Annotated in this window: 17 protein-coding genes; 7 read left to right on the top strand and 10 right to left on the bottom strand. The window is 29.9% G+C overall.

Annotated features, from left to right (window positions below):
* The first annotated feature begins 219 nt into the window (after positions 1-219).
* From pth to SJY27_RS11770, 3 genes are all read left to right on the top strand, one after another.
* Positions 220-786 (top strand): aminoacyl-tRNA hydrolase, encoded by a 567-nt coding sequence (gene pth, locus SJY27_RS11760; protein ID WP_397445034.1) that lies wholly within the window; start codon positions 220-222, stop codon positions 784-786.
* 88 nt (positions 787-874) lie between these two features.
* Positions 875-1,372 carry a hypothetical protein gene (locus SJY27_RS11765; RefSeq protein ID WP_397445035.1) on the top strand — a complete coding sequence of 166 codons (498 nt, stop codon included), beginning with the start codon at positions 875-877 and terminating at the stop codon, positions 1,370-1,372.
* Between the two features lie 4 nt (positions 1,373-1,376).
* Positions 1,377-2,123, top strand: a complete 747-nt coding sequence (locus tag SJY27_RS11770; protein WP_397445036.1) for a hypothetical protein — start codon at positions 1,377-1,379, stop codon at positions 2,121-2,123.
* A gap of 7 nt (positions 2,124-2,130) precedes the next feature.
* Here SJY27_RS11770 and SJY27_RS11775 read toward each other — a convergent pair whose 3' ends face one another.
* The 9 genes from SJY27_RS11775 to SJY27_RS11815 form a co-directional block, all read right to left on the bottom strand.
* Entirely contained in the window at positions 2,131-2,670 is a 540-nt protein-coding gene (locus SJY27_RS11775) for a hypothetical protein (RefSeq protein ID WP_397445037.1), read from the bottom strand.
* Between the two features lie 74 nt (positions 2,671-2,744).
* Entirely contained in the window at positions 2,745-3,194 is a 450-nt protein-coding gene (locus SJY27_RS11780; RefSeq protein ID WP_397445038.1) for a 6-pyruvoyl trahydropterin synthase family protein, read from the bottom strand.
* A gap of 87 nt (positions 3,195-3,281) precedes the next feature.
* Positions 3,282-4,778, bottom strand: coding sequence for a GH3 auxin-responsive promoter family protein (locus SJY27_RS11785; protein WP_397445039.1), 1,497 nt, complete (start codon positions 4,776-4,778; stop codon positions 3,282-3,284).
* Complete coding sequence (locus tag SJY27_RS11790) at positions 4,778-5,644, bottom strand: M23 family metallopeptidase (RefSeq protein WP_397445040.1); 867 nt, start codon at positions 5,642-5,644, stop codon at positions 4,778-4,780. Before SJY27_RS11790 ends, SJY27_RS11785 begins: the two co-directional genes overlap by 1 nt.
* A 45-nt stretch (positions 5,645-5,689) precedes the next feature.
* Complete coding sequence (gene nadD / locus SJY27_RS11795; protein WP_397445041.1) at positions 5,690-6,274, bottom strand: nicotinate (nicotinamide) nucleotide adenylyltransferase; 585 nt, start codon at positions 6,272-6,274, stop codon at positions 5,690-5,692.
* Positions 6,275-6,382: 108 nt separating this feature from the next.
* Entirely contained in the window at positions 6,383-6,979 is a 597-nt protein-coding gene (gmk, locus tag SJY27_RS11800) for a guanylate kinase (protein WP_397445042.1), read from the bottom strand.
* Between the two features lie 81 nt (positions 6,980-7,060).
* Positions 7,061-7,927 carry a YicC/YloC family endoribonuclease gene (locus tag SJY27_RS11805; protein WP_397445043.1) on the bottom strand — a complete coding sequence of 289 codons (867 nt, stop codon included), beginning with the start codon at positions 7,925-7,927 and terminating at the stop codon, positions 7,061-7,063.
* Between the two features lie 37 nt (positions 7,928-7,964).
* Positions 7,965-8,861: a DMT family transporter gene (locus SJY27_RS11810; RefSeq protein ID WP_397445044.1), complete on the bottom strand. Its 897-nt coding sequence runs from the start codon at positions 8,859-8,861 to the stop codon at positions 7,965-7,967.
* A gap of 149 nt (positions 8,862-9,010) precedes the next feature.
* Positions 9,011-10,549 (bottom strand): IS1182 family transposase, encoded by a 1,539-nt coding sequence (locus tag SJY27_RS11815; protein ID WP_397445045.1) that lies wholly within the window; start codon positions 10,547-10,549, stop codon positions 9,011-9,013.
* A 178-nt stretch (positions 10,550-10,727) separates the two neighbouring features.
* Between SJY27_RS11815 and upp the strand changes: the two genes are divergently transcribed.
* Positions 10,728-11,381: a uracil phosphoribosyltransferase gene (gene upp / locus SJY27_RS11820; RefSeq protein ID WP_397445046.1), complete on the top strand. Its 654-nt coding sequence runs from the start codon at positions 10,728-10,730 to the stop codon at positions 11,379-11,381.
* On the opposite strand, the gene SJY27_RS11825 is transcribed toward upp, so the two are convergent.
* Positions 11,376-12,293, bottom strand: a complete 918-nt coding sequence (locus SJY27_RS11825; protein ID WP_397445047.1) for a DUF6427 family protein — start codon at positions 12,291-12,293, stop codon at positions 11,376-11,378. The two genes, upp and SJY27_RS11825, sit on opposite strands and share 6 nt — an antisense overlap.
* A gap of 41 nt (positions 12,294-12,334) precedes the next feature.
* Between SJY27_RS11825 and SJY27_RS11830 the strand changes: the two genes are divergently transcribed.
* From SJY27_RS11830 to SJY27_RS11840, 3 genes are all read left to right on the top strand, one after another.
* Positions 12,335-12,556, top strand: coding sequence for a hypothetical protein (locus SJY27_RS11830; protein ID WP_397445048.1), 222 nt, complete (start codon positions 12,335-12,337; stop codon positions 12,554-12,556).
* A gap of 9 nt (positions 12,557-12,565) precedes the next feature.
* Positions 12,566-13,237 (top strand): tRNA (guanosine(46)-N7)-methyltransferase TrmB, encoded by a 672-nt coding sequence (trmB, locus tag SJY27_RS11835; protein ID WP_397445049.1) that lies wholly within the window; start codon positions 12,566-12,568, stop codon positions 13,235-13,237.
* Positions 13,238-13,338: 101 nt separating this feature from the next.
* Positions 13,339-14,310, top strand: a complete 972-nt coding sequence (locus SJY27_RS11840; protein ID WP_397445050.1) for a type I phosphomannose isomerase catalytic subunit — start codon at positions 13,339-13,341, stop codon at positions 14,308-14,310.
* The last annotated feature ends 50 nt before the right edge of the window (positions 14,311-14,360 follow it).

The following is a 14,360-nucleotide window of genomic DNA, read 5'->3' on the forward strand; positions in this document are numbered from 1 at the left end:
ACATTTTTGTAACGCTTTTTTTGTGCTTTGAATTTATTTTAGTTCCTCAATCTATTTTTTAAAATTTTGTAAAATGTATTAGAGAATATTATTAAGAAAACGCAATAGCTTAACAACAACCGTATTTATATCAAAAGAAGATATTATTTTTGTAAAATGAATTTTATAAACTCACTTTATAAAACATTCAATACAAAAGTAGTCACTAAAGAAAAATTGATGAAGAAATTTTTAATTGTAGGTTTAGGAAATATAGGTGATAAATACACAAATACTCGTCACAACATTGGCTTTAAAATTTTGGATGAAGTTGCTGAAGAACAAAAGCTAACTTTTGAGACAGAAAAATTAGGCGATGTGGCTAGTTTTCGTTTTAAAGGACGAACATTTATCCTCTTAAAACCAAATACATTTATGAATTTAAGTGGAAAAGCAGTAAAATATTGGATGCAAAAAGAAAAGATTACTATTGACAACATTCTTATAGTTACTGATGATTTAAATATCGATTTTGGAACCATTAGAGTAAAAGCAAAAGGTAGTGATGGAGGCCATAATGGACTAAAAGATATTCAAGAAAAATTAGGTACTACCAAATACCCAAGATTTAGATTTGGTGTAGGAGCTAACTACTCAAAAGGGCGTCAAGTAGATTATGTTTTAGGAGAATGGAATAAAGATGAAAATAGCCAATTAATAGAGCGTTTGCCTACCTCTGTAAAAGTAATAACTTCTTTTGGTACTGCTGGTTTAGCAAATACAATGAATACCTTTAATGGTAAATAGTTGCGTATTTATACATCTTACAATTATTTAACGCAACCTTTTAGAGTTTTTATCATCTATAGAGTATATTGTTCTAAAATAGAAGGTTATGAAAAAAATTGTTATCGTTATTTTTTGTTTTGCACTTACGAGTTGCATTTTTGATAATTGGAGAGAGCCTGAAATAACTGTAGATCCTGTATGGTCTAGATACGATCCTGTAACATTATCTAGAACTGATTTCGAAAATTCAATTGAAATTCAAGAAAAAACCCCAGTTATAGAATCATCAAAAATATATATTATTGAGGATTATATTTTTGTAAATGATAAACGTACTGGTTTTCATATTTTCGACAATACTGATGAAACCAATCCTGTTAAAAAGAAATTTTTAAAAATTCCAGGAGCAACAGATATCGCAATTAGAAATAACACACTTTATATCAATCAAGCAACAGATTTAGTGGTGTTAAATATAGATTACACTACTTTTCAAGTAGAGGTTAAAAAGAGATTGAAAAATGTTTTTCCAGAATTACTTTCTCCAGATGGAGAATCTTTCTATGAAAATGATAAGGTAGTTGTTAATTGGATTCAAAAATAATATGATGAAAAAGAGATTTATAATTCCATTATTTGCGCTTTTGTTTGCTATTTCGTGTACTGAAAATAATAGTACTGTTTCTTCTGATATTGCTAGTGATGGGCAAGGAGGTTCTTTAGCAACCTTTATATTAAAAGGAGATTATTTATATACTGTAGATTTTTTTAATTTATCTGTATTTAATATCAATGATGTTTCTAATCCTATAAAAGTAAATGCCATAAATGTTGGTTTTAATATAGAAACATTATTTAGTTTTAAAAACTATTTATTCATTGGCTCACAAGATGCCATGTATATTTATGATATTACTAATGCAGAATTACCAAAATTATTGTCGCAATCAAATCATTTTAGAGCCTGTGATCCTGTAGTTGCCAATGATACCAACGCTTACGTTACTTTGCATAGTAATGCCACTTGTGGAGGAGCCGTTAACGAATTAAAAACCTATAATATAGAAGATGTTGAAAACCCAATATTGTTAAATACAAGAGGTTTAACACAACCAAAAGGGTTGAGTTTATATGGCGATAATTATTTGTTGGTTTGCGATGATACTTTAAAAATATTCGATGTTACAGATCCAAGCGATTCTAAATACGTTGATGAAATTGCAACAGAAGGCGCAATTGACATCATTATTAGAAACGACCACGCATTTGTAATATCAGAATTTGCGATAGAGCAATATCAATTAAATGAAAATGATATTACTAATGCTATTAAAATAAGTACGTTTACTTTTTAGCATTTCTTTATTTTCTTACTAATGCCATTCTTACTGTTGAGGTTGTAGTTATGCCTCCATTAACATCTGAATCTTCTTGAGTTATAGTAAAAGTAGTTTCGCTAAAGGTAATTACCTCAAATAAGCCTTCTACGAATTCATCATTTGAAGGACTAAAAGTAATGGTATTCGTAGTGTTGTTAATTGTATACGTTCCTGATGCCTCAAACACTTCAATTTCACTATCGGTAGTTGTAGTTCCTCCATTAGGTGTTTCGTTTATTACAATTCTATAAGCTCCAGTAGCAGTGTATGTTCCATCTGAATTAAGTGTAAAATTAACATCATCAAAAGAATCAGCAACTATGGTGCTTGTAAACACATTAACAACAGCGCCAGAATTGGTTGTGGCTGTTTCGTTTTGCTCACCTTCTAAACTTAAAATTTCGTAAGTACCAGCAATATTAGCATAGGATAAAGTAAAAACAGTATTACCTGAATTGTCATCACCACAACTAAAGAAAGAAACTGATAAAACTAAAACTAAAATATATTTAAGATTTTTCATAAGAATAAATTTTTGTCAAATATAACTCATTAATTAAAATGATATTGTCTTAAAAAAGTTACATTTCTATTAAATTAATTTTCGCTTGCAAACCATTCTGCAAAGCTAGTATCGGTTTCTTGCAATTTTATAGCATGTAATTTAATATTTTGTGGTAGGCGCGCTTTTATTTTATCAGCAAAATCAATGACCATCATTTCACTAGTTGGTTGATAATCAACTAAAATAACATGATGACCTCTATCTTTTAATTCTTTTGCTAATTCTATATGTGGTGTGTTTTTGTTAAAAACAGTAGCATGATCAAAAAGATCTACAATTTCTTCGTTCACAATTTTTTTTAAATCGCCAAAGTCAATTACCATTCCAAATTTAACATTACTGCTATCATCAATTGGGGTTCCTGAAACTGTTACCGCCAATTTATAAGAATGCCCATGTACATTTTTACATTTACCATCATAACCATATAAAGCATGGCCTGTTTCAAAATTAAATTGTTTTGTAATTCTAATTGTGCTCATTAACGTCTGTTTCTAAATTTGTTGTAAAAGTAGACAATAACCAAAACTATTGCTAAAACTAAAAATAAATAATTTCCTCCCATTTTTTTAATCTTTTAAAAAATCTTGTAACACATCTGCTATTTTTCTATTGTCTGATAATTGCGGAATTTTATTCTGCCCACCAAATTTTCCTATGGATTTCATATACGCATGAAATCCACCTTTTTTTACTTTTCTAATGATAAGTGGGCGCAAAACTTTGCCTTCAATCAAATCGAAATAATAAATATTTTGTGCTTGCATAGATGCGTCTACTTTTGCTGAAAATTCTTCTAAATTTTTTGGTTCAGTTTCAAATTCAATGAACCATTCGTGATAAGGTAAACCATTTTTTGGGTTTACTTGAGGTGCTACTGTAAATTCACTTATATTAATATTAGTGCCTTGTATAGCGTCGTTTAAAGCTTTTTCTACTTCTTTACCAATAACGTGTTCGCCAAAGGCAGAGATAAAATGTTTGATTCTTCCAGTAACTTTAATTCTATACGGTTTTGTTGAGGTAAACTCTACAGTATCACCAATATTATAGCCCCATAAACCTGCAGTGGTATTTAAAATGATTACGTAATTTACACCTACTTTTACATCTTTGATGGATATTCTTGTGGGGTTTTCATCAAAAAATTCAGTAGCAGGAATAAATTCATAAAACATCCCTGAATTTAGTTGCAATAACATCCCTTTTTCAGTTTGCGAATCTTGATAGGCAATAAAACCTTCTGAAGCAGGATACAATTCGATATAATCGATTTTTTTACCAATTAAACTTTCAAACTTATTTTTATAAGGTTCAAAATTTACACCACCGTAAATGAAAAAGTTAAAATTAGGGAACAATTCAGAAACTTTTTTACCCGTTTTTTCAATCAATTTTTCAAAGTACATTTGCACCCAAGAAGGAATTCCGCTAATTACAGACATGTCTTCATTAAGAGTTTCTTCTACAATGGCATTTACTTTGGTATCCCAATCTTCAATGCAGTTGGTTTCCCAACTTGGCAAACGGTTTTTTAGCAAGTATTTTGGTACGTAATGCGCTACAATTCCACTTAATCTGCCTAATTTAACTCCATTTTTATCACTTAAAACAGGGCTTCCTTGTAAAAAAATCATTTTTCCATCAACAAAACTTGCATCATTTTTTTCTACAATGTAAAACAACAAAGCGTTTCTTGCTGCCTTAATATGCGTTGGCATAGATTCTTTGGTGATGGGGATGTATTTTGCGCCAGAAGTTGTACCCGAAGTTTTTGCAAAATAAAGCGGTTTGCCTGGCCAAAGCACATCAGCTTCTCCAGCAACAACTCTATCTGCGTAAGTGCGTAAACCTTCGTAATCAGAAACTTTAACGCGCTTTTTAAAATCTTCATAAGATGTAATATTCTTAAAATCGTGATCTTTACCAAAAGCTGTATGTTTTGCTTTAGAGATTAAATTTTTAAAAACTTTATCTTGTGTTTGATGAGGTTTGTTTGCCCACTTAAAAACTTTTTTTGTTGCGATTTTGGCAAACGGAATTGCAAATATAGATTTTATGCTCATTATTTAAAGTCAATCAAATTTGTAGGATTTACGGCATAACCACCACTCCAAAGTTCAAAATGCAAATGGGGTCCTGTAGTTAACTCGCCAGTAGAACCCACACTAGCAATAACTTCACCCGATTTTACATAATCGCCTTGTTCTTTTAGTAAGGTTCCATTGTGTTTGTATACAGAAATATAATCGTGCGCATGTTTTAAAATAATCACGTAGCCAGTTTCTGTATTCCAACCCGAAAAAATAACGGTTCCATCTGCAGTAGCCTTAACAGGTGTACCACTTTTAGCAACAATATCTACAGCCAAATGTTTAGATTTTGCATCAAAATTTTCTGAAATTGTGCCTGTTAAAGGTGCAAAAAATACAATTTTTACATTTGTTGTAGCGTTATTCTGAATTGGAAAACGATCTTGACTTTCAATTTTTTCTCTAAAAATAGAATCTTCACGAGTTGCGTTTAATAAACTATCTATTATTATGGTTTTATTTGCTTCTATAGCTATAGAATCTATAATTTCGGGTTCTATTTGTCCAGTTAGAATGGGTTGTAATGCTTTGGTATAATCGTGCATTACATCTAACTTTCTTTTTAACGAGTCTGTTTGAAAAGCTAGTTTTGTAGCTTTTATTTTTAGAGCTGTAGATGAATATCCAGGAATAAATTCTTTAATGGGCGTAAAAGTGATGATAAATGTAGTTACTAAAATCAACAAAAAAGAAAGTACACCACCTAAAACAAAAACATTTAAACGAGATAACTTTAAAGAAAAACGTTCTTCGAATGTATCTTCATTTAAAACTACTAATCTGTATTTATCAGTCAGTTTTTGTTTTAATTTGCCTTTTTTCTTTGCTTTGTTTTTCACTGAAATCTTAATTTACTTTTGGTGTAAAACGTAAAAGTAGCGAAACTATTTTTTATAAAAATTCATTTCGTCAATATATTCCCAAACTGCTTCAGTTAATAGGGGTTTTACGTTCTTTTTTTCTTTGATGCCTTTTCGAATCATTGTTGATGAGATTTGTATAATTGGAGCGTCAACTTTATGAATTTTCGAATTGTTTTTAAACTGATGTTCTGTAATGCCATCAGCAATTCTTGGGTATACATAAATGTGATGATGTTCTAAAATGGTTTCATAGTTTTTCCATCTATGAAAGCTTTTCAGATTATCTTCTCCCATAATTAAGCTGAATTGTTTATCAGGGTATTTGTCAGAAATATGGGCTAAAGTATGTACAGTATAATTGGGTTGAGGCAATTTAAACTCAATATCTGATGGTTTAATTTTGATATAATTTTCTGTTGCTCTATACACCAATTCATATCTATGATGATTTTCTAGCAAACTACTTTTCTTTTTAAACGGGTTATGAGGGGTTACTACCATCCAAATTTCATCTAAATCAGAATGTTCAACCATATGATTGGCAATAATCAAATGCCCTACATGAATTGGGTTAAATGTGCCAAAATATAAACCGATTTTACTCATTTTTTTAGTTTAGAGAAGAGAAAATAGATGCTAGAAAAAAGATTTTTATCACTCTTTTTTTTCTTTGTTCCTATCTCTTGTTTCCTTTTTGTCTTGTTTCTTTACTCTCTATTCTTGTTTCTCTTTCAACCCCAAAAACTCACTAACCAATTCCTCAGCTTCTTTTAAAGCAACATCAAGTTCGTAATTTTTAATGATTTTATCAAACTGAGGTGCAGTTGCCAATTCTACAGATGCTTTTGCAATTCTCATATTTATTTTGTCTTCGCTTTCTGTAGATCGTTTTTTTAAACGAATCTTCAGCTCATCTATACTTGGTGGTTTTACAAAAACGGATAAAGTTTGTTCTGGAAATTTTTTCTTAATTCGCAAACCGCCAGCTACATCAATATCAAAAATTACGTGTTTTTTTTGTGCCCAAATGCGTTCTACTTCACTTTTTAAGGTGCCATAAAAATTATCTCTATACACTTCTTCCCACTCTAAAAAATCTTCACTTTTAATATGGTTTTTAAATTGTTTTAAAGAGATAAAATAGTAATCTTCGCCATTTTTTTCTTCACCTCTAGGGTTTCTAGAAGTGGCTGATATAGAAAAGGCTAGGTTAAATTTTTCTTGATTTAATAAATGACGAACAATAGTAGTTTTACCAGAACCAGAGGGTGCTGAAAACACAAATAATTTACCTACAAAATTATCTTTCATAATTAATTTTGTTATGCTGAACTTGTTTCAGCATCTTGTTAATATTAGAAGCTGAAATAAATTCAGCTTACTTTAACTTCATTAAAGTACATTCAAAATTTGTTCCTTAATTTGCTCTAATTCGTTTTTCATTTGAATCACTGCTTTTTGCATTGGTGCAAAATTTGCTTTAGAGCCTGTGGTGTTGATTTCTCTACCCATTTCTTGCACAATAAAACCTAGCTTTTTTCCATTAGAATCTGGGGTTGCTAAGGTTTCTAAAAAGTAATTTAAATGATTTTCTAAACGTACTTTTTCTTCATTAATATCTAACTTCTCTAAATAATAGATCAATTCTTGTTCAAAACGATTTTCATCAGTATCTACTTTTAAATCATCAATTGCTTTTTGTAAACGTGTTTTTACGTTTTCAATTCTATCTGCATCAAGAGCTTTTACATCTTCTAAATATTTTCTGATATTAACAATTCTTTGTTTAAAATCAATTTCTAACGAAGCTGCTTCATCAATTCTATATTGTACAATTTCTTTAATAGCTACATCAATACCTTCATCGATTAGATTCCATTCATTTTCATCTAACTCTTCGCGTTCTGTTTTTAAAGCATCTGGCATTGTAATAGCCATTTTTAATAATTCTACATCATTTTCAGATCCTATAAAAAGGGTGTTTCTAAGTTGTTCAATGTAGTTTTTTACAGCACTTTTATTTACAGTTGTAGAGGTTTCATCTGCAGTCATTTCTACAAAAATGGAAAAGTCTACTTTACCTCTTACTAAAGATTTTGCCAGTTTTTTACGCACCGATAATTCTTTTTCTTTGTAGTAAGAAGGAATTCGAACGTTTAGATCTAAATTTTTACTGTTTAAAGATTTTATTTCTATGGTTACTTTTTTGGTTGGCAATTGCAACACCGATTTTCCATAACCAGTCATAGATTGAATCATACAAACATTGTTTTAAATGAAAGGCAAAGATAAGTTTTTATTTTGTTGATTTCTTTACTTGTTTGGTAACTAAATACACACCAAAAAAAATAATACTGGTAGCTAAAATTTTAATTAAATTTAAAGAATCACTGCCTGAAATTAATGCGTAAGTAGTTGCAATTACAGGTTGTAAATAAATAAAAACACTTACTGTTGTGGGTTTTAACTTAGATAACCCATACAAGTTAAATAAATAGGTAATACAAGTAGTAAAAACAACTACAAAACCAACTTTTAAATAAATATTTGTGGGCATAGTTGCCCATTGAATATCATTAAATTCTGAAATACTAAAAGGTAACACAAAAAATAAACCAAATAAATAGAGCCATTTTATAAAAACAAAAGGATTGTACTTATGAATTATGTTTTTTACCAAAACCATATATAACCCGTAAGAAGTAGCATTTACAAACACTAAAAAATTACCTAAGGCTCTATTGCTTGCATTTTCTTCTGAACTGTTTCCGTAAACAATTAGCAAAATAGCCCCAATTAAACCAATAAATATACCTGCTATTTGTCTTTTTATAATTTTCTCCTTTAATAAAAAAGCAGTAAAAATAAGCACCATAATAGGTGAAATAACCATAACAACAGATGCACTAATGGGTGTTGTTAAGCTTAAGCCTTTAAAAAAAGAAAGCATATTTAAGGCAATACCAAAAAAAGAGGCAAAAGCAATTTTTTTGTAATCGTCTTTGTCTATTTTTTGAGATTTTATAAATAAACCCAAGAACCAAAATACAACTGTAGCACCAAAAACTCTTAGTAGAATAAAAGCAAAAGGTTTTACATAAAAAGGCATTACATCTTTAGCTATAGTGTAATTTACGCCATAAATAAAAGTGCCAATAGATACAGCAATAATGGCAAGTGTTCTTGTTTTCATTATTTTTTATAGAGGCTGCAAAGTTGGTGATTTTTTTTTCAGACAAAAAAAGAGGTCGTCTAAAAAGTAATTTTTAGGCGATTTTCTTTTTTGTATATTTTTAGTTTCTTGCTTTAATTTTCTTTTGTTTTAAAAAAGCAAAAGCTCGTTTATATCGTTAAGCTATACTTATTTAGGTTATGTGCTATTGCAATTAACCCCATTTCTACATTTATTTTATCTATTCCTCTTAGCATAAAGCGTTTAAAATTCATATTTTGCTTTATGTTCCCAAAAACAGCCTCTACATCCCAACATCGTTGTTTCCTTTTTGCAATTCCTTGCTCACTGGTTAATAATGTTTTTGCTTTAGCTTTTAATCGGATTAGATTGTAATTGCGTTCTATAATACGATTGTACTTGGATTTATGACAACTGCTTCTGAGCGGACAACCCTTGCAATTTTGTGCTTGGTATCTATGAATTTCTTGTTCAAAACCATTTTTTGTTTTCTTTTTATAACTACCAATGTTAGTCATCGTTTGTCCCATAGGACAGTAATACGTATCTGTTTCTTTGTTATAATGCAGCTCATCTGGATGGAAGGGATTTGTTTTTGCTCTCTTTTTATCTAGCTGTTCTTTATGGAAGTAATTGTATTTTACAAAAGCAGTAATGTGTTTATCTTCTAAATCGGTATAATTTTCTTCGCTTCCATAACCAGCATCTGCTGTTAGAGTTTCTGGGTTTTGGTTATAGTTTTCTATATGATTATTGAGGTGGTCTTTTAGTGTGGTAGTATCTGCTGTGGTTTGTGCTATCGTATAATTGGTTAGATATTGATTATTGGTAGAAGCTTGAATATTATAAGCGGGTTTGAGTTGTCCATTCTGCATATGATCATCTTTCATACGCATAAAAGTAGCATCAGTATCAGTTTTACTGTAGCTGTTTCGCTCTTTTAAAATGGCTTCTTGCTTTTGGTACTTTGCCATATTAGAAGGCCAGTTCTTCTTAGCATAGTTTAACTTTTGCTTTACCTTCTTGTCAATCTCTTTACCCTGTAAAGCGTCATTGATTTGATCGATGGTGGCTGCTATTTTATCAGCATCTATAGCTTCAAAATCAGGTGTATTAGGTATGGCTTGTTCGTCTTTATAAACTTTTTCAACATAAGTCCAAAGTTCTTTTAACTGTTTTTTGATGCGCTCTTTACTTGTCTTTATAGATTTACCCCATACAAAGGTGTAACGATTTGCATTGGCTTCTATTTTTGTTCCATCTACAAAAATATCCTTTAAGCTAACAACGCCTTGTTCTACAAGAAGTAAAACCACTTGATGGAATATTTTTTTTAAATTTTTTTGTAAACGTTTCCCTCTAAAATCATTAATAGTATTATGGTCTGGTTTACTCTGACCACTAAGCCACATAAAATGAATATTCTCTGTTAAAGCTTGTTCTATTTTTCTTGATGAATATAAATTACGTAAATACGCATAGATAATTACTTTGAGTAACATTCGAGGATGATAACTCGATGTCCCTCCTCCTTTATAACTTTGCTCTAAGCTAACAATATCTAAATGGTCTACAATAGTGTTTACAATTCGAACGGGATGATTTTTGGGAACTAAATCATCATAACTGGGTGGTAAAAGACTTAATTGTTCTTGACTATAGGTCTTAAAAACTACTTTTCTATTCATTCTTAAAAATAAGAAATTCAAGAAAAAAATGCAAAAAAAAGACTGCCTTTTAAGACAGCCTCTTTTTACTTAGGTTGGTTGATTTTGGTTGTCTATTCTGTAATAAATGACCATAAAATACAGATGCAATATACAAATTTTAAGGTATTAAATTATATTTGTTAAACAATTAGATATTATGCAAATACACTATGTAGGAGAAAACAACTCTATTTTAAATAAATTTATCGCTGAAATTAGAGACCAAAAAATTCAAAAAGACTCGCTTCGTTTTAGAAGAAATATAGAGAGAATTGGTGAGGTTTTAGGGTATGAATTGAGTAAAAAACTGTCTTACAAATTAGTAGATATACAAACACCACTTGGAGTTAGTAAAGAGAGTTTAATGAGTAACTCTATAGTGTTGTGTTCTATTTTAAGAGCTGGTTTACCCTTACATCAAGGATTATTAAATTATTTTGATGATGTAGAAAATGCTTTTATTTCTGCCTATAGACATCACCCAAATAATGATGATGCTTTTGAAATAGTGGTAGAGTACTTTGCATCTCCAGAAATACAAGACAAAACATTAGTATTAGCAGACCCAATGCTAGCTACTGGGCAATCTTTAACAACGGTTTTTGAAGCCATTAAAAAAACAGGAACTCCTAAAGAAATTCATATTATAGCAGTTATAGGTGCAAAAAGCGGAATTGAGTTCATTAAGAATAAATTTCCTAAAAACACGCACTTATGGATTGCTGCCATAGATGACGAATTAAATGAAAAAGGATATATTGTGCCTGGTTTAGGTGATGCTGGAGATTTGGCTTTTGGAGAAAAACTATAATAAAAAATGTAAAATAATACATGCAATTAAGAACAGATAGAGCACACTATCTTTAAGTATTTTTTTCTCAATCAGCTCAATTCCGTTTGCCAAAATAATGGCAGATGGTAAAAACACAAAAATTAATTCAGAGCCGTTTTTTTCAGGAAGATAACATAAAAAAACGATGACTATTGTAAAATTAGTAAGCAATACAATCCAACTTTTCTTAAAAGTATTGTTTATAGATAAGGTTTTTATCGACTTTATTAACAACGATAAAATGGTAAAAAATAAAACACTACTTACAATCCAAAAATATTTTGTTTGTGCGTAAAACTCAACATCAAAATTAATATTAAAATCTTTATCAGCTGTAAATGCATCAAGTTGCTCAACCCCAAAAAGGTAGGTAAAGTAAATAATTAAAGGAGTAATATAACCAGTAATTGGCACAAAAAGCGATTGAATAGTAATTTTATGATGTGTATAAATTGCTATATAAAGTAATATTAGAAATACAACAGAAAAAGGTTCTACAATAAAAAGGATGCCTAACCAAAAACCACTATCAAAAAACTTCTCTATGGTTTTTTTAGATGATCGAAGACTGTAAATTTTACGAAGAAATAGCAAGTAAATGATCGTTTTAATTAAAATGGAGTATTCAATTAATACAGATGAAATACTTAGCGTTAGTAAAACGAATAAAAAATAGGCATAAGAATTATCAAATGTCAGATTATTTTTACTGTTGATAAAATTAAAAACAAAAAAGATAGTTAAAAAAAGGAGGCTTAAAATGGTGCTTTGTACTAGTTTATCTGATGTAAAACCATCATAAAAAATGGTATAAAACAACCCAACTAAGAAAAAAACTAACACACCAATAAAATTGATAGGTTTAGATTTGTTTAAAAAATTGGCTAACATCTTTTCTTTTATTATTTTTGCAGCGTAAAGATACTTAAGTTATGATAGTAAGCAATATTTTTAGATGGATTGGTAGTTTATTTACCGACGTTTTATTTCTACCTTTTAAATGGTTACGACTAGAACTTGCAACTGCAGATTTAGGTTGGTGGTTATCTAATGGTGTAAACTGGTTATTTTTATTGGTTCTTTTGGTTTTATTTGGTTACTGGATGAAACAGTCTAAAAAGTTTTTGGACGAAGGAACAGAAGATAGAGCATAATTTTACGACTTGGGAAGTAAAAACAAACTAAAACGTTTCAAAGAAAACGAAACGTTCAAAAATGTCATTCAGCCAACAAGAGATGAGGTAATTACCAATTTTTCTTATAAAGGTAAATGGCATTCTTTTTTTGAGAATAATAATCCTATTATTGTAGAGTTGGGTTGTGGTAAAGGCGAATACACTATTGCTTTAGCTCGTAAAAACCCGAATAAAAATTATATTGGTATAGATATAAAAGGCGCTCGTTTTTGGAGAGGTGCCAAAACTGCAATCGAAGAAAATTTACCGAATGTTGCTTTTGTAAGAACACAAATTGAATTGGTTGATTTTATTTTTGCAGAAAATGAAGTCTCTGAAATTTGGATTACTTTTCCAGATCCACAGATTAAATACCAACGCACAAAACATAGAATGACCAATGCTAATTTCTTAAAGAAATATCATCATATTTTAAAAGAAGATGGCATTGTGAATTTAAAAACAGATTCTGAGTTTATGCATGGGTACACTCTAGGTTTATTATCTGGTGAAGGGCATACCATTTTATATTCAAACCATAATGTGTACAAGAATGATGGTGCACCAAAAGAAGTTACAGAAACACAAACTTTTTACGAGAACCAATATCTAGAAATTGGTAAACCAATCACCTACATTCAATTTCAACTAAATTATTAAAACGTTTTCGTAATTTATTGAAAATCAAATCTATTAAAATTTATTAAAACAAATTTTAATAGTAAATTGTCCTCAAAAAACATCCTATAAAACAGATTAAAATGCATTTATATCCTTTAAAATTTACACCACTTTATAAATACAGAATTTGGGGTGGAGAAAAGTTAAAAACAGAACTCAATAAAAATTATACCGAAGAAAATATTGGCGAATCTTGGGAGATTTCTGATGTTTCTGGTGATGAAACTGTGGTTGCTGAAGGTGCTTTAAAAGGTAAAACGTTAAGAGATTTAACCAATCAATTTAAAGGTGATTTTGTAGGAAATGCGGTTTATGAAAAATTTGGAGAGGAATTTCCACTATTGATTAAGTTTATTGATGCCAAAACACCATTGTCTATTCAAGTGCATCCAAGTAACGAGGTTGCTAAAGAACGTCATAATTCGTTTGGAAAAAACGAAATGTGGTACGTAATGCAAGCTGATGAAAATGCAGAATTGATTGTTGGCTTTGATGAAGAAATTACCACTGAGGGTTATCAAAAACATTTAGAAAACAATACAATTCTTGATGTTATGCATCACGAAATTGTAAATAAAGGAGATACTTTTTATATTCCTACAGGAAGAGTACATGCAATTGGTGCTGGAGTTTTATTGGCAGAAATTCAGCAGACTTCTAACATAACTTATCGTATTTATGATTATGATAGAGTTGATGCTAAAACAGGAGAAAAAAGAGAATTGCATACAGAAATGGCTATGGATGTACTAGATTATAAAGTGCATAATTCTTACAAAACGGAGTATAATTTAGAGAAAAATACCTCAAACAAATTAGTACACTCGCCTTATTTTAAAACTAATATTTTAGACATCAATACAACTATCGAAAAAGATTACACAGCAATAGATTCTTTTGTAATTTATATGTGTGTAGAAGGTTCTGTTGATTTAATTTGTGATGAAACCACGTATACCATTAATCAAGGTGAAACTTTATTGTTACCTGCATCACTTAAAAAAGTGGAATTAAAAGCAGATGCTGCCAAAGTTTTAGAGGTATATTATTAGTACTTTATAAAACTTAAAATATTACGAGGCTGTCTGAAAAGTATTAAAAT

The sequence above is a fragment of the Polaribacter sp. R77954 genome (genome assembly GCF_044595335.1).
In the GTDB taxonomy this organism is placed as follows: Bacteria; Bacteroidota; Bacteroidia; order Flavobacteriales; family Flavobacteriaceae; genus Polaribacter.

What these genes read in the sequence shown, in the direction of transcription:
- pth (WP_397445034.1), top strand. Translation starts at nt 220, where the DNA reads ATGAAGAAATTTTTAATTGTAGGTTTAGGAAATATAGGTGATAAATAC.
- SJY27_RS11765 (WP_397445035.1), top strand. Translation starts at nt 875, where the DNA reads ATGAAAAAAATTGTTATCGTTATTTTTTGTTTTGCACTTACGAGTTGC.
- SJY27_RS11770 (WP_397445036.1), top strand. Translation starts at nt 1,377, where the DNA reads ATGAAAAAGAGATTTATAATTCCATTATTTGCGCTTTTGTTTGCTATT.
- SJY27_RS11775 (WP_397445037.1), bottom strand. Translation starts at nt 2,670, where the DNA reads ATGAAAAATCTTAAATATATTTTAGTTTTAGTTTTATCAGTTTCTTTC.
- SJY27_RS11780 (WP_397445038.1), bottom strand. Translation starts at nt 3,194, where the DNA reads ATGAGCACAATTAGAATTACAAAACAATTTAATTTTGAAACAGGCCAT.
- SJY27_RS11785 (WP_397445039.1), bottom strand. Translation starts at nt 4,778, where the DNA reads ATGAGCATAAAATCTATATTTGCAATTCCGTTTGCCAAAATCGCAACA.
- nadD (WP_397445041.1), bottom strand. Translation starts at nt 6,274, where the DNA reads ATGAGTAAAATCGGTTTATATTTTGGCACATTTAACCCAATTCATGTA.
- gmk (WP_397445042.1), bottom strand. Translation starts at nt 6,979, where the DNA reads ATGAAAGATAATTTTGTAGGTAAATTATTTGTGTTTTCAGCACCCTCT.
- SJY27_RS11805 (WP_397445043.1), bottom strand. Translation starts at nt 7,927, where the DNA reads ATGATTCAATCTATGACTGGTTATGGAAAATCGGTGTTGCAATTGCCA.
- SJY27_RS11810 (WP_397445044.1), bottom strand. Translation starts at nt 8,861, where the DNA reads ATGAAAACAAGAACACTTGCCATTATTGCTGTATCTATTGGCACTTTT.
- SJY27_RS11815 (WP_397445045.1), bottom strand. Translation starts at nt 10,549, where the DNA reads ATGAATAGAAAAGTAGTTTTTAAGACCTATAGTCAAGAACAATTAAGT.
- upp (WP_397445046.1), top strand. Translation starts at nt 10,728, where the DNA reads ATGCAAATACACTATGTAGGAGAAAACAACTCTATTTTAAATAAATTT.
- SJY27_RS11825 (WP_397445047.1), bottom strand. Translation starts at nt 12,293, where the DNA reads ATGTTAGCCAATTTTTTAAACAAATCTAAACCTATCAATTTTATTGGT.
- SJY27_RS11830 (WP_397445048.1), top strand. Translation starts at nt 12,335, where the DNA reads ATGATAGTAAGCAATATTTTTAGATGGATTGGTAGTTTATTTACCGAC.
- SJY27_RS11840 (WP_397445050.1), top strand. Translation starts at nt 13,339, where the DNA reads ATGCATTTATATCCTTTAAAATTTACACCACTTTATAAATACAGAATT.